Genomic DNA, 15,377 nt, shown 5'->3' on the forward strand with positions numbered 1-15,377 from the left:
GCCGAACCGTCGCGAACAGGCGTCACGGGCACCGGACGATTCGCATTCGGGCGCGCCACGGGGCCTCTCCCGGGCGGTGCCGGGCCGGAGTACGGGTCTATAATTCCGGGCTTGCCGTTCACCGAGATGCCGTTTCGTGCCGTCCCAGACGCTTGACCGCTGGCGCCAGAGCAAGGCGCCGCTTCCCGCTTCGTTCGCCGCGTCGGAAAAGCGGGCCCGACTGGTGTTGCTGCTCACACTGGTCACGATGATCGCCGAACTCGTCACCGGCTACTTCACCGGCTCCATGGCCCTCACCGCCGACGGATGGCACATGGGTTCCCACGCCGCCGCGCTGGGGATCACGACCTTCGCATACAGCTACGCTCGCCGGCATGCCGAGAACGAACGGTTCTCCTTCGGCACCGGCAAGGTCAGCGCGCTGGCGGGGTATTCCAGCGCACTGCTCCTCGGAGTCGTCGCGGTGCTGGTGGCCACCGAGTCCGTGGAGCGGATCATCGACCCGCATCCGGTGGATTTCCGGGATGCCCTCACCGTGGCCGTGATCGGTCTGGTCGTCAATGTCACCAGCGCGATCCTGCTCTCGGGCGGCGGACACCACCATCATCACGGCCACTCGCACGGTGACGGCGAATCCTGCGAGGCGGCGCACGGGCCGGCACATCCGGTCGGGCGTGGCCTGGGTGCCGGCTCGGCGTCGAAACCCGCGCCGGCGGCGGGCCAGGGCCCGATGACGTTTCAAGCGCTGCCCGAACATTCCGATCCGAGCCGGCGCGCCGCTCACGACCACCACCACGTCCAGCATGGCCACGATCACAATCTCCGTGCCGCCTACCTTCACGTGGTGGCCGACGCCCTGACTTCGATCCTCGCCATCGGCGCGCTCGTGGCCGGCGGCTGGCTCGGAATCACGGTTCTCGATCCGCTGGTGGGCACCGCCGCCGCATCGCTGATCGGGTGGTGGGCGCTGGGTCTGCTGCGAATGAGCAGCCGCGTCCTGCTGGACGCCGAGGACCATGCGGAACTGCGCGAGGAAATCCGGTCCCTCATCGAAGCCGACTCCGACAACCGCGTGGCCGACGTGCGGGTGTGGGGCCTGGGCGGTCGCGCCAAGGCGGCCATCGTGTCGATCGTCACCCACCGGCCCCGGTCGGCGAACGACTACAAGGCCCTGATCGCGACGCTTCCCGAATTGCACCACATCACCGTCGAAGTGCACTTGTGCGATGCCGAGCCGTGCGAGATCCACGTCCCGGAGGCGGCCGCCAGATAGGCCTGCCACGGGCCCAGGCATCGCCGGCCCGATCCCGAAACAGACAACGATCAGACAAGGGAGGAAGACTCTTCATGAAGCCCGATTTCGGTGTTCCCGGCCAACGCGTGCTCGTGACCGCGGGCGCGGGCGGCATCGGCAAGGCGATCGCCACCACGTTCGCCGATGCCGGTGCCCGGGTCCACGTCTGCGACGTCGACCAGGCGGCGCTGGCATCGTTCTCCAAGGAACGGCCCGACATTTCCGCCAGCATCGCCGATGTGTCCGACGTCGCGCAGGTCGACGCCCTGTTCGAGACGGTGAAGCGCCAGTTGGGGGGATTGGACGTCCTGGTCAACAACGCCGGCATCGCGGGCCCCACCGGCCGCATCGAGGACATCGCCATCGCGGACTGGGAACGCTGCATCGCCGTGGACCTGAACGGCCTCTACTACTGCACGCGCCTCGCCATGCCCATGATCAAGGCGGCAGGCGGCGGCAGCATCATCAATCTCTCGTCGGCAGCCGGCCGTCTCGGATTCCCACTTCGCTCTCCCTATGCGGCGGCCAAGTGGGCCGTGGTGGGGCTCACGGCGAGTCTTGCCATCGAGGCAGGCCAGGACGGGGTGCGGGTGAACTGCATCCAGCCGGGCGTCGTGGAAGGCGAGCGGATCGACCGCGTTGCCGCCGCGAAGGCCGAGGCCTTCGGCGTCACGACTGAAGAAATGAAGAAGCGCATGGTCGAGAACGTCTCCATGAGAACCATGGTGTCGGCCCAGGACATCGCCAACATGGCGCTGTTCCTCGCTTCGGATGCCGGCCGCCACATCAGCGGTCAGGCGCTTTCTGTCTGCGGCAACGTGGAAACGCTCGCCTGAGCCGCCCACGCGCCCCCTTTCCCCCTCCTTTCGAGCAACAGTCCACCATGGAAAAGATCGCGGTAATCGGTGCCGGTCTCATCGGTCGCGCCTGGGCGATGGTCTTCGCCCGCGCAGGCCACGAGGTCTGCCTGTTCGACAGTGCTCCCGGCGCCGTAGAACAGGCGCTGCAGCTCATCGGCGAAGGACTCGCGGAGACGAAGAAATTCGGTCTCATCGACGAGGACCCGGCCGTCATCGCCCGGCGCGTCCGTGCGGGCGCGACGCTCCAGTCCGCCGTGGCGGATGCGGACTACGTGCAGGAGAACACCTCCGAACGTGAAGAAGTGAAGCGCGAGGTCTTCTCCGCCATGGACGCCGCGGCGAAACCGTCCTGCATCCTGGCCAGTTCCACCTCGACGATCCAGACGTCCCGCTTCGCCGGCCACGTGCCGGGGCGCCACCGTTGTCTCGTGGCTCACCCCGTCAATCCGCCGCACGTGGTCCCCATCGTCGAGCTGTCGCCGGCGCCTTTCACCTCGCCCGAGGTGGTGGAGCGCACCCGCCAGCTGCACGAGCGCGTGGGCCAGGTTCCGATCCTGGTGAAGAAGGAGATCGAGGGCTTCATCCTGAACCGTCTGCAGGCGGCGCTGCTGCTGGAGGCCTGGCATCTGGTGGATGCCGGGTACGTGAGCGTCGAGGATCTCGACAAGACGATCCGCGACGGCCTGGGGCTGCGCTGGGCGTTCATGGGGCCGTTCGAGACCATCGATCTCAATGCGCCGGACGGCGTGGCCGACTATGCCAAGCGCTACGGGCCCAAGATGCACGCAATGATGGCCGGCAGCCAGTACCGGCCGTGGGAAGGGGACCTGGTCGAGAAGGTCGAGGAGGAACGCCGGGCTCTCATGCCGCAGGCGCAGCACGCCGAACGCGAGGCGTGGCGCGACCGCCGGCTGATGGCGCTGGTCGCACACAAACGCGCAATGACGGAGAAAGACAATGGCTGAAACACGCAAGGTCATCATCACATGTGCCGTGACGGGCTCCATTCACACGCCCACCATGTCGCCGCACCTGCCGATCACGCCGGACGAGATCGCCGAGGCCGCCATCGGTGCCGCCCAGGCGGGCGCCGCGGTGGTGCATCTGCACGCCCGGATGCCCGAAGATGGACGCCCCACCCAGGATCCGGCCCTCTTCCGCCAGTTCGCGCCGAAGATCAAGGCAGCGTCGAACGTGGTGCTCAACCTGACGACCGGCGGTGCCCCGACCATGAGCGTCGAGGAGCGGCTGCAGCCTGCCCTGCAGCTGAAGCCCGAGGTGGCGTCGCTCAACATGGGCTCCATGAACTTCGGCCTGTACGAGATGATTCCGCGCTACAAGGAGTGGAAGCATCCCTGGGAGCTGCCCTACCTCGATGGTTCGCAGGACCGCATCTTCAAGAACACGTTCAAGGACATCGCGTACATCCTCGAGTCCTGCAGCAACAACGAGACGCGCTTCGAGATCGAGTGCTACGACATCGGGCACCTCTACGTGGCGGCGCACTTCCTGGAGCGCGGGCTGATCAAGCCGCCGCTTTTCATCCAGTCGGTCTTCGGATTGCGCGGCGGCATCGGCCCGCACCCCGAGGACGTCATGCACATGAAACGCACGGCCGACCGTCTGTTCGGCGATCAGTATCAGTGGTCCGTGCTCGGCGCGGGACGCAACCAGATGTACATCGCGACCCAGTCGGCCGTGATGGGCGGCAACGTCCGCGTCGGCCTGGAAGACAGCCTGTGGCTCAGCAAGGGGCAGCTTGCCTGCACCAACGCCGAGCAGGTCGCCAAGATCCGGCGGATCCTGGAGGAACTGGGCCTGGAAATTGCCACGCCCGACGACGCCCGCCGCATCCTGAAACTGAAGGGCGGCAACAACGTCGGTTTCTGATCGGCCTGCGGCCCGGCCGCCCGTGCCGATCGCGGCGTTGGCGAGCCGGGCGAGTTGTTGGAGAATCGGCGTTGGCGTGATTCTGCGGGAGCAGGCCCATGGACCAGAAGGAAGGACATCTCGAGCTCACCAAGACGGCCCGCGATCCGGAGGGTTCAGCCCTTTCGGCGCTGGAACGGCGGTTGGTGGAGAACCTGCTGAAGGTCTGCGGCGACCCGCCCCTCGAGATCGTTCTCTGGAACGGCGACCGCCTCATCGGCAACCCGGACCTGACACCCATCGCCCGCATGCATGTCCGGTCCCGGGGCGCCCTCTTCCGCATGCTGGTGAATCCCGAACTCTATACCGGTGACGATTACAGCTCGGGGCGCGTCGACATCGAGGGCGATCTCGTCGCCTGCCTCGAGATCATCTTCCGCGGCCTGGAAAGTCTCGCGGCCCGGTCGCTCAAGGCCAAGTTCCTTCAGTGGATCAACCGGCCCCGCGCCAACTCGCTCAACGGGTCCAAGGAAAACATCCACCACCACTACGACCTCGGCAACGAGTTCTACAAGCTGTGGCTGGACCGGGAGGCCATGCAGTACACCTGTGCCTACTTCGCGGATCCCTCCATGAGCATCGAGCAGGCCCAGCTCGCGAAGCTCGATCACGTCGCGCGGAAGCTGCAGGTGAAGCCCGGCGACGTCGTGTACGAGGCCGGTTGCGGCTGGGGCGGACTCGCCCGCCACTTCGCCCGGCATTACGGGGTCGCGAATGTCCGGGCCTTCAACATCTCCGAGGAACAGGTCCGCTATGCCCGGGAGGAAGCCAGGCGGCAGGGCCTGGACGGACAGGTGGAATACGTCCTGGACGACTACCGGAACATGGACGGCAAGTGCGACGTCTTCGTGTCCGTCGGCATGCTGGAGCACGTCGGCGTGGACAACTATCCGGGGCTGGGCAACGTGATCGACCGCGTCCTCAAGCCCCACGGCCGCGGCCTCATCCACTCCATCGGCCGCAACCGCCCTGCGCCCATGAATGCGTGGATCGAGAAGCGCATCTTCCCCGGGGCCTACCCCGCCACGCTCGGCGAGATGATGCGGATCCTCGAAGGCAACGATTTCTCGGTGCTGGACGTGGAGAATCTGCGGCTCCACTACGCGCACACGCTGCAGCACTGGCTGGACCGGTACGAGACGAAGGTCCTGGAAGTGCGCCGGATGTACGACGAGCAGTTCGTGCGCATGTGGCGTCTGTATCTGGCCGGGTCCAAGGCCAGTTTCCTGACCGGTGCGCTGCAGCTCTTCCAGATCGTCTTCGCGCGCGGCCACGACAACACGATTCCCATGACCCGCGGACATCTCTATCCCGGCAGTGCCGCGTAGGAACGCTCTCGCAGTTCCGAGAACGCCCTGCATGGCATACCTCGAGGCGCACCCCATGCAACGCTGCGAAGTCCTGATCGTCGGCGGCGGCCCCGCCGGATCCACCTGTGCCTGGAAACTGAGGCGTGCAGGCATCGACGTGCTGGTCCTGGACAAGAAGAGTTTTCCCCGCGACAAGATCTGCGCGGGATGGGTGACCCCTGCAGTGGTCCAGACGCTGGGGCTGGATATCGGCGACTACACCCGGGCCGGGCGCACCTTTCAGCCCATCACCGGATTCCGCACCGGCGTGATCGGCGGCACCGAGGTCGACACCCGTTACGCGGATCCCGTGAGCTACGGCATTCGGCGCTTCGAGTTCGATGCCTATTTGCTCGCCCGGTCCGGTGCTCCGCTCGCTGAGCCCGCGCCGCTCAAGTCGCTGGAGCGCCAGGGGGGCGGCTGGGTGGCGAACGGCCAGATCGAGGCCCGTGTCGTGATCGGCGCGGGCGGACACTTCTGTCCGGTCGCGCGGTCGCTGGGCGCGCAGCTGGGCCAGTCGGAGCAGATCGTGGCGGCCCAGGAGATCGAGTTTCCGCTGACCGAATCGCAACGGCAGGCGACGGCAGCCGAGGGACACGTGCCGGAGCTCTACTTCTGCGACGACATGAAAGGCTACGGCTGGGTATTCCGCAAGGGCGACTACCTCAACGTGGGCCTTGGCCGGGAAGACAACCACCGGCTCGCGGAACACGTGCAGGCGTTCGCCGGCTGGTTGAAGTCTCGCGGCCGGGTGCCGCAGGACATGCCGGAAAAGTTCGGCGGCCACGCCTATCTCCTGTACAACCACGCGCCCAGACCGTTCGTCGCGGACCGTGCCCTGCTGATCGGCGATGCCGCCGGCCTTGCCTATCCCCAGAGCGGTGAAGGCATCCGGCCCGCGGTGGAATCGGCGATCTTCGCCGCGGAAACGCTGCTGGCCGCCCAGGGGGACTACCGCGAAGCGAATCTCGCTTCCTACGGCGAGAAGATGCTGGAGCGTTTCGGCGCGCGGCAGACTCATTCACTGACGGACCGTCTGCCGGAGGGACTCAAGCGGTTCCTCGCGTCCCGCCTGCTCGGCAATCCGTGGTTCACGCGCAACGTGGTGATCGACAAGTGGTTCCTGCACGCCGATCAGCCCGTGATCGCATCCTGATCCTCGCCGGAAGCATTGCCCGGCGAGCCGTCACGGAACTGGCTGTCCCCGCCTGGAGCGGGTGAAAGGGCGGAACCGCCATTGCGGGAGATCCGCCATCGTCACCCCGGGGCCGAGCCGAAGAAGCGTCCCCCCGGATCGCCGGGCAGACCGTCGATCAGGGCCGCACTCTCAGGACCAGCGGTTCGTGACGTCCCGGCTCCGCGCGATCGATGCGCCCCACCAGATAACAGCGGCCCTGTGCGTCCATCGTCATGGACCCATACAGAAGGGAGCCGGGACCGGCGGCTTCTCCGAGCGGAAAGACGCTGGCCGTTCCCGACTGCGGGTCGCGCACCAAGAACACGTGTTCGGCCGCCCTGCGGACGACAGCTCCGAAACGCCTGCCTCCCTCCAGTGCAAAGAGCGAGGGGGTGTAGGCCTCGCCCCAGGACGGAAAGAGTCCCAGAGGTTCGAGCCTGGCAGTGCCTCCCTCCTGTGCCGATATCCGGTACCACTGCCCGTGATGGGTGGTGAACAGAAGACCGCCCCCGGCGTCCGGCGACAATCCGACGACGCCGTGATTCGACTCCGGCGAATCGTCCGGACCGAAATAGTCCGGCAGAGGCGACGCACCGGTCTCGTGCAGGTTCCGGTCGAAGTGAACCAGGGAAGCGCGAAGCCGTCCCGTGCCGTCGCGCTCCGCACGGGGGACGAAGACATTGCCCGAGGTGTCCACCAGAACGTTGCGCGACGCATGTCCGCCCACCGCGCCCGCCTCACGCCGCACGACCTCTCCGGTGCGGACGTCGTAGCGGTAGATCACGTGGTTCCAGTAGCCCAGCGCCACCACGTCGAATCCGGCTCCGCCGAGCGCCACCAGTCCCTCGGGTACCGCCAGAACGTGCTCCCATCGAAGCGTGCGGGGGTCGACTCGCCACAGGTGGCTTCCCCATCGGGGCAGTGCGGACCCATCCTCGCGCTCTCCCTCCTCGTCCATGGACGCGAAGTAGAGCCAGCCATCGGCAGCCTCGACGATGCGGCTGTGGATCTTGACCTGGCTTTCGCCCGGGCGCCCGGCACCGCTCCGGACCAGCTCGGCATTCACCGCACCGGCCTCCGTCCACTGGCCGCTCGAAGGCGCGAAGCGCACCAGGCGCGCGCTGTCGCCCGGACGCTTGGCGGATATGCCGAACCACACGTTCCCGTCGCGGTCGATCCCGGTGGCCCCCCAGATGGCGTCCGCCGCATCGTCTCGAGGCGGGTGGAGACGCTCCACGACCACGGGCACCACATCGGCCGCCGCCGCCACCATCCTCGCGGCCGCGAGGCAGAGGAAGAGGAGCACAGGGCCGGGACGGATCCATCGGAACGTTCGCATGGGGACGCGAGTGTGCGTCAAGTCGGCCGTCATGCAAACGGCCGTGCCGACATGACCGCAGGACGCCGGTGCGCACGGAATGCCGGTGTGGCCGGGTGTGACGCATAATTCGCCGCGGAGGATTCCATGACCGATTCAGGCGTTCGCATCCTCGTCGTCGACGATGACCGTCGGCTGCGGGACCTGCTGTATCAGTTCCTCACCGACGAGGGGTTCAGCGTCCAGGCCGCGGGCGATGCGGCGGCCATGGACCTGGCGCTGGCCGGCGCCGGCATCGATCTCGTGGTGCTCGATCTGATGCTTCCGGGAGAGGATGGACTCAGCATCTGCCGCCGCTTGCGCGCCGCCGGCAACCGCACTCCGATCATCATGCTGACGGCCAGGGGCGACGACACCGACCGGATCGTCGGCCTCGAGACGGGCGCCGACGACTACCTGCCGAAACCCTTCAATCCTCGCGAACTCGTCGCACGCATCCATGCCGTACTGCGCCGTGGCGGCAATGCCTCGCTGCCGGGGGCGCCGGTGGAGACCGAGCGGCCCATCGGCTTCGGTGCCTTCACGCTCAATCTGGGCGGCCGCCGCCTGAGCCGCGGCGACGAAGTGATCAACCTCACCACCGGCGAATTCGCCCTGCTCAAGGCGCTCGTCACCCATGCCGGCACACCCCTTACCCGCGAACGGCTGATGGAACTCGCCAAGGGGCGCGAATTGGGCATGCTGGACAGGACCATCGACGTGCAGGTATCCCGTCTGCGCAAGCTCATCGAGGAAGATCCCTCGCATCCCCGGCACCTGCAGACGGTGTGGGGATACGGCTACGTCTTCGTGCTTGGCTGACCCTGCATGAGCGTTCTGCCCCGCTCGCTGCTCGCGCGCTCGATCCTGCTGATCTCGCTCATCCTCATCGCGAGCCAGCTCGCCTGGATCCAGTTCTACCGCATGTCGAGCGCACAGTCCCGCTCCGAACTGGTCGCATCGAGCATCGTGCGGGTGCTCGATACCGTCAGCACGGCACTGGACACCATGCCCGCGGCGTCGCGCCGGAAATTCAGCGAGCGGCTGCCGGAGCAGCAGAACATCCGCCTGTATCCGGCCTCATCGCTGGACGTCGACGAACTCGCGGTTCCCAACTCGCCGCTGCTCGTGGCCGTGGAGGCGCAGTTGAAGCGCGACCGTACGCTCACGCCGCGCGTCCTGGCGATGATCGAGGATCTCGACCACTCGCTGTGGGTGAAGATCCAGGTGAAGCAGCAGGGCTACTGGGTGGTGTTCTCGCCCGAATCGTTCCAGCTTCCTCCCGCGGCAGCGTGGGCAGGATGGAGCGTCGTGAGCCTGGGCCTCGCGCTCTTCGGCGGCCTCGCACTCATGCTGCGGGTGAACCGGCCACTGCAGGCGCTCGCCGATGCCGCGGACGAGATTGCGGCCGGCAAGACACCGGCGACATTGCCGGAGAAGGGCCCTTCCGAAATCCGTTCCCTCTCGCGCGCGTTCAACCGGATGACCGAGGCGCTGGCGCAGCAGGAATCCAATCGCGCCGTGCTGCTGGCCGGCGTTTCTCACGATCTGCGCACGCCGCTCGCCCGGCTTCGCCTCGCCATCGAGATGAGTGCATCGCGTGTGTCGCCCGCCATGCGCGAGAGCATGTCGCTCGACATCGAGGAGATGGATGCGATCATCGACCAGTTCCTCGAATTCGCCCGCGAAGGCGCGGCGGAGAAGATGGATGCGCAGGCCGATCTGAACGCCCTGGTGAAGTCGCTCGCGGAACGCTACGAGAAGCGCGGCGAGCGCATCAGTGCGGCGCTCAATCCGCTGCCGCTCCTGCCGCTCAAGCCGCTTGCCACGCAACGCATGGTGACCAACCTGGTCGAGAACGCCCTGCGCTACGGCAAGGGCCCGGTGGAGATCGAGACGCATCGGGAAGGCGACTGCGCGGTGCTGTCGGTACTGGACCGTGGACCGGGCATCGCCCCCGCCGACGCCGAAAAGGTGCTGCAGCCTTTCACCCGGCTCAACGATGCGCGCAGCGACACGGGCGGCGCCGGTCTGGGCCTGGCCATCGTGGACCGCGTCGCGCGCATGCACGGCGGCCGGGTGCGGCTTTCGACGCGCGAAGGCGGTGGACTGGAGGCGAGGGTCGAACTGCCCCTGCGGCAGCCGCCCCTGGAAGAGGCCGCCTGAGGCGGCAGACGATTCAACGACAAGGGAGGACGCAACACCCATGACATCCGAAAGCATCGCAAGCGTGTACGCACAGGTGACCACGGCCAGCCTCACCGCCCAGCTCATCAAGCGCGGCATGCGGACACGCGCCATCTCCAACATTGCGCCCATCAATCCCGCCACGCCACGCCTGTGGGGACCTGCCTACACACTGCGCTACATCCCGATGCGGGAGGACCTGGGCACGGGAGCCTCCATGGCCAGTCCGGAGAACCCGCAGCGCAAGGCCATCGAGGTCGCGCCGGCGGGACACGTGATCGTGGCGGACACCCATGGCATGGACACCAGCGGCACGTTCGGCGACATTCTGGTCGCCCGTCTGCGCGTGCGGGGAGTCGCGGGCATCGTCTCCGACGGCCCGATGCGGGACATCGCCGAATTGCGCAAGATGGACTTTCCCGTCTTCACCACCGGCAATGCCGCCCCGCCCAGCTACGGCAGCATGATCGCCGTGGACGCCCAGGTGCCCATCGGCTGCGGTGGCGTGGCCGTCTTTCCGGGAGACATCGTCATCGGCGATGAAGACGGCGTGGTCGTATTGCCGGCGGCGATTGCCGAGGAAGTCGCACGCGACGCGCTCGAACAGGACCGCATCGAGCAGTGGATCCGCCGCCGCATCGAGGAAGGCTCCAGCATCGTGGGCGTCTATCCACCCAACGAGGCGACGAAGGCCGAGTACGACGCGTGGCGCCGCACCCAAGGCTAAGGATCCCCTTCCCGGCCTGAGGCGACGAAGGGCCGGTCCAGGAGCGCCATCGCGGCAGACCGATCGGGCGTCCGTCGATCGTTCCTGCCCGGAACACCTGGATGTCCGTCTGCTCGATGGAAAGGACGCATGGCCTGCGATCGCAGAACGCAAGCGATCGGTCGCAGGGACGGCCTGCGCTCACGCTTCGCCGTCGAGCGGGTTCCCGGCCGCCCCCGAGTTTCGCCTGGTGAGCCGGTCTATCTGCCGGCCGGCGCCGCCAGGTGGCGGGTCATCCAGTCCACGGCGAGCCCGATCGCCTGTTCACGGGCGGACGAATAGATGCCGTAGTGCGTGATGCCGGGGATCACGACGCGCCGCTTGGGTTCAGGCGCACGCTGAAAGACACGTTCGCCGTGCTCCCGCAGATCGAACAGTTCCTCCTTCTCGGCATCGATGATCAGCAGTGCGCAGCCGTTCAGCCCCGCGGCATCTTCCACGGGCGCGTAACGCAGGAAGCTCTCGCGGATCGGCGCGCCGTAGAGGTTGCCGACTTCGCGCCGCCCGGGCGGCGGATACCCGATCTCCCCCCGCGCCCGGCGCGTCGCGTCGGACAGGGCGCGTTCGAGCATCGGCGCGGGAATCGCCGATCGCGCCCAGCCGAAGGCCGCGACCTGGGCCACCACGGCACGAATGCGCGGGTCCCGCGCCGCGACATACACCATGAGCCCGCCGGAAAAGCTCGTGCCCCACAGGCCGACACGGGCTGCATCGACCATCGGTTCGCCCATGATCCAGTGGACGGCATTCGCAACATCGGTAGCCTGGTCCAGCGGGTCCACCACTTCGCGCAGCTCGCGCCGGTCGCCCGCCTTGGCGCCAGGGGCCTCGTCATGCACCCACCGGCCCTCGCTGCCGCCCCAGCCGCGATAGTCGAACGCGAGCACGAAGAAGCCCGCGCGGGCAAAGCGCTCGGCCTCCGGACGAAGCAGCGCGGCGGTACCGCCCCAGCCATGGGACAGGATGACCGCGGGCAGCTTCCTGCCTTCCTGCTCCGCGGCATAGAAGACGGTGCCGGACATCCGGACGCCTTCGCTGTAGATGACCGCGTTGCGCTCGGTCAGGGTCTGCGCGAACCCTGCCGAGGACATGACGGCACCGCCCAGCAGCACAGCCAGGCACACCAGGATGGATCTCACAGTCTGCACCTCCTTCGCTCCACGATTTCGAACAATGCCCCGGACGGGTACCCATGGCCCGGGTTTCGCAGGCGCGCTGGAAGTAATCGGCCTGCCGCAGAACCCTCTGCTCGTCGCGCTGCTCACGTTCAACCCGGGCGTCGAGGCAGGCCAGCTCTTGGTGGTGGCGGCCGCCTGGGGCCTTTACCTGCTGGTGTGCAACCAGCCGAACTTGATTCCGGCGCGGGTCACCGCGCTGTATGCGATCGGAACGGTCGCTGCGTACTGGTCCATCGGACGGATCGTCGCGATCCTGGCCTGACGTTCGTCCGCCGGACCGGCACGGCCCGTTTGGCCTTGCCTGTCCAAGCAGTCGAGCGGATCTCAGCCGGCGAGATATCTCTCGATGTGCGGCCGGACGAAATCGGGGATCGGCACGGACTGCATCCGGGCGAGGTCCGCGAACGCGATGGTCTGCACGATGTGCAGGTGCGGCTCGCCATCCTTGCTGCCGCGGTAGTCGAGCTGCACGGAACTTCGGCCCATCTTGGTGACGCGCAGATCGAACCGCAGCGTGTCCCCGATGCGCATCGCCTTGGCAAAATCGCAATGGATGGTGACCGTCGGCGTGCCGATGCGGTGCTGCACGATCATCGTGGGCATCGAATAGCCCACGCCGTTGGCGAACCAGTCCTCCATCACGCTGTGCGCGAGGTCGAAGAAGCGCGGAAAGTAGACGATGCCCGCGGGGTCGCAATGCGCGAACCGCACCAGCTGCTCGTGGACGAACACTTCGTTCATGACGATTGCGGAAGGATGGGTGCGGGCCCCGCCGGCTGGCGAAGCCCGCGAACGGCGATCAGCGGATGGCGACCGGCGCCACGGTGGAGCCCGTGCCGCCCTTGATCTTGAGGGGCTGGACGGCGAACGCGAACTCGTAGGCCTTTTTCGCCGCGAGTTCGTCGAGCTTCATGTTCTCGAGCAGGAAGATGCCGTTGATGACCAGCGCGATCTGGTGCACCGGCAGGCTGATGGACTTGTCCGGATTCGGGGCCACTTCCACCGGAAAGGTGTCCGCGCCGAACAGCATCACGTCCTTGGCCGCCAGCCACTCCGCCGCCTTGATGCCGATGCCCGGCGCGGACGCGTTGTATTTCGCGTTGTCCACGCCCCACAGCTTGCCGTATCCCGTGTGGATGAGCACCGCATCGCCTGCCTGGATGCTGATGCCTTCGCGCGACGCCGCGGCCTCCAGATCGGCCGGCGTGATCTCGTAGCCACCCTCCAGCATGTCCACGCCCTTGGCGGCGGCGACATCCAGGAGAATGCCGCGCGTGAACAGCATGCCGATCTTCTCCACGCCGAGCCTGGTGAACCCGTTGCGCGTGCCGATCTCGTCGCTGTCGATGCAGTTGTAGAGCGCGTTGCCGATGGTCTGGTGCGAGAACATGTCGAACTGCGTACCGACCTGGCCCAGCTCGGTGACCACCAGTTCCTCGTTGCTGCGCCGCTTGTTGTTGCCCAGGGAGGGGCCGGTGCGCTTGGTGTGGATCTCGAAGCGGCGCGTGCCGAAGAGCGGCATGTTGCCTTCGAGGGTGCGGCCCAGTTCGATCACCTCGCCGGTCCTGACGAGCCGGGTGGCCTTCAGCACCTGCGCGGGGTTCATGTGGTTGGCGGCGCCGCGTTCGTCGCCGGCGCCCCACTTGGAGGGACAGCGCTGCTCGGGACCGGGAGGCGACCAGCCTTGGGCAGCCACGTTCAGGGAAAGTGCGGAGGCCACGAGGGCCGTGGCGAACAGCAAGGACTTCATGTTTCCTCCAGTCGTCTTGTTTGTGCGGCGAGGATAGCCCCAACGGGGCCGGCGACCAAGCGCCCGGTCCGGGTCGCTGCCACGGATTGCGCCGGAGAGCTCAGCGTCCCGTGAGCAGGTTGAGCAGGAAGCTCAGCACCGAGATGAGCAATGCGGCGCCGACCGCCTGCCAGAAGGTGCCTACCGTGAAGCCGGGCACGAGCCACGCGACGAGGAAGAGAATCAGCGCGTTCAGCACGAGCACGAAGAGCCCGAGCGTGAGGACGGTGATGGGCAGCGTGAGGATGAAGAGAAAGGGCTTGACGAAGGTGTTCACCAGTCCGAAGGCGAGCCCGGCTAGCAGCAGCGCTTGCGGACCGTCGATGGCGATGCCGTCGAGCAGCCGGCTCGCGACCCACAGCACGAGCACGTTGAGCCCCCAGAAGACGAGGAACCTCTGGATGCTGGGGACTGCGGAGGACGTTTCGGACATGGGCGGGATTATGGGACCAATTCGCGGTGTGGAGGCGAGCCTGTAACATCGACCGCTTTTTTCCTCCGCCTCCCATGTCCAGCCATCCCGCCACCCTGCCCCGTTCCACCTGGCTGCTGCTCGCGATGCTCACGCTCGGCTGGGGCATGAACTGGCCGATGATCAAGATGGCGGTGGCGGAAGTGCCCGTGTGGACGTTCCGCGGCATCTGCGTGTGGGGCGGCGCGATCGGGCTGTTCGCGATCGCGCGGTTCTCCGCCACCTCGCTGCACGTGCCCAGGAAACACTGGGGCCCGCTGCTGCTCATGTCGCTGTGCAACGTGACGCTGTGGAACGTGCTGGTCACGTACGGGATCCGCATGCTGCCGGCCGGACGCTCGGCGATCCTCGCCTACACCATGCCGCTGTGGACGGTCCTGTTCTCGACGCTCATCCTGCACGAGAAGCTCACGGTGCGTCGCGTCGCCGGCATCGTGCTGGGGATGTCGGGGCTGGGCCTTCTGCTGACGGATTCCATCGTCGCCATCGGCGGGCGCCCGCTCGGCGCGTTGCTCATCGTGTCGGCGGCCATCTGCTGGTCGATGGGCACCGTGCTGATGAAGAAGATTCCGCTGGGCATGTCCACCACCAGTTTCACCGCCTGGAACTTCCTGCTGGGTGGGGTGCCGATCGTCGCTGGAGCATTGATCCTGGACCCGCCGCACTGGCGCCCGATCGGGCCCTGGGCCGTCACCGGTCTCGTCTACAACGTGTTCGTCGCCTTCATCCTCTGCCACTGGATCTGGTTCCGGATCGTGAGCCTCGCGCCGGCGGGGGTGTCCGCGCTGGGCACGCTGTCCATTCCCGTGGTAGCCGTCTTCAGCGGCATGGCAATCCTCGGCGAGAAGCCCGACTGGACGGAGATCTGCGCCCTCGGACTGATCCTCGCGGCACTGGCCACGGTGCTGGTGCCCTCCCGGTCCCAGCCACCCGCCTCTCAAACGGCGGCCGGGCCTGCCGATAAATAGGCAGTACCGCTGGCAGGGAAGTTGCGTTCCCACGCCCGGTAAAGGCGTCCG

General features: G+C 67.1%; 16 protein-coding genes. 11 read left to right on the forward strand and 5 right to left on the reverse strand.

The window, feature by feature from the left end:
• The first annotated feature begins 136 nt into the window (after window positions 1-136).
• The 6 genes from dmeF to IPK20_15095 all read left to right on the forward strand — a co-directional run bounded on the left by dmeF (window position 137) and on the right by IPK20_15095 (window position 6,588).
• Entirely contained in the window at window positions 137-1,273 is a 1,137-nt protein-coding gene (gene dmeF / locus IPK20_15070) for a CDF family Co(II)/Ni(II) efflux transporter DmeF (protein MBK8017906.1), read from the forward strand.
• Window positions 1,274-1,347: 74 nt separating this feature from the next.
• Window positions 1,348-2,130: an SDR family oxidoreductase gene (locus IPK20_15075; protein MBK8017907.1), complete on the forward strand. Its 783-nt coding sequence runs from the start codon at window positions 1,348-1,350 to the stop codon at window positions 2,128-2,130.
• Between the two features lie 47 nt (window positions 2,131-2,177).
• Complete coding sequence (locus IPK20_15080; protein MBK8017908.1) at window positions 2,178-3,119, forward strand: 3-hydroxyacyl-CoA dehydrogenase; 942 nt, start codon at window positions 2,178-2,180, stop codon at window positions 3,117-3,119.
• Window positions 3,112-4,044, forward strand: coding sequence for a 3-keto-5-aminohexanoate cleavage protein (locus IPK20_15085; protein MBK8017909.1), 933 nt, complete (start codon window positions 3,112-3,114; stop codon window positions 4,042-4,044). Before IPK20_15080 ends, IPK20_15085 begins: the two co-directional genes overlap by 8 nt.
• A 98-nt stretch (window positions 4,045-4,142) precedes the next feature.
• Window positions 4,143-5,411, forward strand: coding sequence for a class I SAM-dependent methyltransferase (locus IPK20_15090; GenBank protein ID MBK8017910.1), 1,269 nt, complete (start codon window positions 4,143-4,145; stop codon window positions 5,409-5,411).
• Window positions 5,412-5,466: 55 nt separating this feature from the next.
• On the forward strand, window positions 5,467-6,588 hold the full coding sequence (locus IPK20_15095) for an NAD(P)/FAD-dependent oxidoreductase (protein ID MBK8017911.1): 1,122 nt from the start codon (window positions 5,467-5,469) through the stop codon (window positions 6,586-6,588).
• A 157-nt stretch (window positions 6,589-6,745) separates the two neighbouring features.
• On the opposite strand, the gene IPK20_15100 is transcribed toward IPK20_15095, so the two are convergent.
• On the reverse strand, window positions 6,746-7,948 hold the full coding sequence (locus IPK20_15100) for a hypothetical protein (GenBank protein ID MBK8017912.1): 1,203 nt from the start codon (window positions 7,946-7,948) through the stop codon (window positions 6,746-6,748).
• Between the two features lie 126 nt (window positions 7,949-8,074).
• On the opposite strand from IPK20_15100, the gene ompR reads away from it, so the two are divergent.
• The 3 genes from ompR to IPK20_15115 are packed head-to-tail and all read left to right on the forward strand — an operon-like array spanning window position 8,075 to window position 10,880.
• A complete protein-coding gene (gene ompR / locus IPK20_15105; GenBank protein MBK8017913.1) occupies window positions 8,075-8,788 on the forward strand; it encodes a two-component system response regulator OmpR in 714 nt (237 codons plus the stop codon).
• A gap of 6 nt (window positions 8,789-8,794) precedes the next feature.
• A complete protein-coding gene (locus IPK20_15110; GenBank protein MBK8017914.1) occupies window positions 8,795-10,132 on the forward strand; it encodes a HAMP domain-containing protein in 1,338 nt (445 codons plus the stop codon).
• A gap of 40 nt (window positions 10,133-10,172) precedes the next feature.
• Window positions 10,173-10,880 (forward strand): ribonuclease activity regulator RraA, encoded by a 708-nt coding sequence (locus IPK20_15115; protein ID MBK8017915.1) that lies wholly within the window; start codon window positions 10,173-10,175, stop codon window positions 10,878-10,880.
• Between the two features lie 239 nt (window positions 10,881-11,119).
• On the opposite strand, the gene IPK20_15120 is transcribed toward IPK20_15115, so the two are convergent.
• Window positions 11,120-11,941 carry an alpha/beta fold hydrolase gene (locus IPK20_15120; GenBank protein MBK8017916.1) on the reverse strand — a complete coding sequence of 274 codons (822 nt, stop codon included), beginning with the start codon at window positions 11,939-11,941 and terminating at the stop codon, window positions 11,120-11,122.
• A 19-nt stretch (window positions 11,942-11,960) separates the two neighbouring features.
• On the opposite strand from IPK20_15120, the gene IPK20_15125 reads away from it, so the two are divergent.
• A complete protein-coding gene (locus IPK20_15125; protein MBK8017917.1) occupies window positions 11,961-12,359 on the forward strand; it encodes a HupE/UreJ family protein in 399 nt (132 codons plus the stop codon).
• Window positions 12,360-12,421: 62 nt separating this feature from the next.
• Here the strand turns inward: IPK20_15125 and IPK20_15130 are convergent, their stop codons facing one another.
• The 3 genes from IPK20_15130 to IPK20_15140 form a co-directional block, all read right to left on the reverse strand.
• Complete coding sequence (locus IPK20_15130; protein MBK8017918.1) at window positions 12,422-12,838, reverse strand: acyl-CoA thioesterase; 417 nt, start codon at window positions 12,836-12,838, stop codon at window positions 12,422-12,424.
• A gap of 58 nt (window positions 12,839-12,896) precedes the next feature.
• Complete coding sequence (locus IPK20_15135) at window positions 12,897-13,847, reverse strand: cyclase family protein (protein MBK8017919.1); 951 nt, start codon at window positions 13,845-13,847, stop codon at window positions 12,897-12,899.
• A 100-nt stretch (window positions 13,848-13,947) separates the two neighbouring features.
• Entirely contained in the window at window positions 13,948-14,319 is a 372-nt protein-coding gene (locus IPK20_15140) for a phage holin family protein (protein ID MBK8017920.1), read from the reverse strand.
• A 74-nt stretch (window positions 14,320-14,393) separates the two neighbouring features.
• On the opposite strand from IPK20_15140, the gene IPK20_15145 reads away from it, so the two are divergent.
• The gene (locus IPK20_15145) at window positions 14,394-15,326 is read left to right on the forward strand and encodes a DMT family transporter (GenBank protein ID MBK8017921.1); all 933 of its coding nucleotides are present in this window, start codon (window positions 14,394-14,396) and stop codon (window positions 15,324-15,326) included.
• Window positions 15,327-15,377 lie beyond the last annotated feature (51 nt).

This window comes from Betaproteobacteria bacterium, from assembly GCA_016713305.1.
Classification (GTDB): Bacteria; Pseudomonadota; Gammaproteobacteria; order Burkholderiales.

Bases quoted from the DNA above. Each gene is read 5' to 3' on its own strand.
- IPK20_15075 (MBK8017907.1), top strand. From the start codon at position 1,348: ATGAAGCCCGATTTCGGTGTTCCCGGCCAACGCGTGCTCGTGACCGCG.
- IPK20_15080 (MBK8017908.1), top strand. From the start codon at position 2,178: ATGGAAAAGATCGCGGTAATCGGTGCCGGTCTCATCGGTCGCGCCTGG.
- IPK20_15085 (MBK8017909.1), top strand. From the start codon at position 3,112: ATGGCTGAAACACGCAAGGTCATCATCACATGTGCCGTGACGGGCTCC.
- IPK20_15090 (MBK8017910.1), top strand. From the start codon at position 4,143: ATGGACCAGAAGGAAGGACATCTCGAGCTCACCAAGACGGCCCGCGAT.
- IPK20_15095 (MBK8017911.1), top strand. From the start codon at position 5,467: ATGCAACGCTGCGAAGTCCTGATCGTCGGCGGCGGCCCCGCCGGATCC.
- IPK20_15100 (MBK8017912.1), bottom strand. From the start codon at position 7,948: ATGCGAACGTTCCGATGGATCCGTCCCGGCCCTGTGCTCCTCTTCCTC.
- ompR (MBK8017913.1), top strand. From the start codon at position 8,075: ATGACCGATTCAGGCGTTCGCATCCTCGTCGTCGACGATGACCGTCGG.
- IPK20_15110 (MBK8017914.1), top strand. From the start codon at position 8,795: ATGAGCGTTCTGCCCCGCTCGCTGCTCGCGCGCTCGATCCTGCTGATC.
- IPK20_15115 (MBK8017915.1), top strand. From the start codon at position 10,173: ATGACATCCGAAAGCATCGCAAGCGTGTACGCACAGGTGACCACGGCC.
- IPK20_15120 (MBK8017916.1), bottom strand. From the start codon at position 11,941: ATGTCCGGCACCGTCTTCTATGCCGCGGAGCAGGAAGGCAGGAAGCTG.
- IPK20_15125 (MBK8017917.1), top strand. From the start codon at position 11,961: ATGACCGCGTTGCGCTCGGTCAGGGTCTGCGCGAACCCTGCCGAGGAC.
- IPK20_15130 (MBK8017918.1), bottom strand. From the start codon at position 12,838: ATGAACGAAGTGTTCGTCCACGAGCAGCTGGTGCGGTTCGCGCATTGC.
- IPK20_15135 (MBK8017919.1), bottom strand. From the start codon at position 13,847: ATGAAGTCCTTGCTGTTCGCCACGGCCCTCGTGGCCTCCGCACTTTCC.
- IPK20_15140 (MBK8017920.1), bottom strand. From the start codon at position 14,319: ATGTCCGAAACGTCCTCCGCAGTCCCCAGCATCCAGAGGTTCCTCGTC.
- IPK20_15145 (MBK8017921.1), top strand. From the start codon at position 14,394: ATGTCCAGCCATCCCGCCACCCTGCCCCGTTCCACCTGGCTGCTGCTC.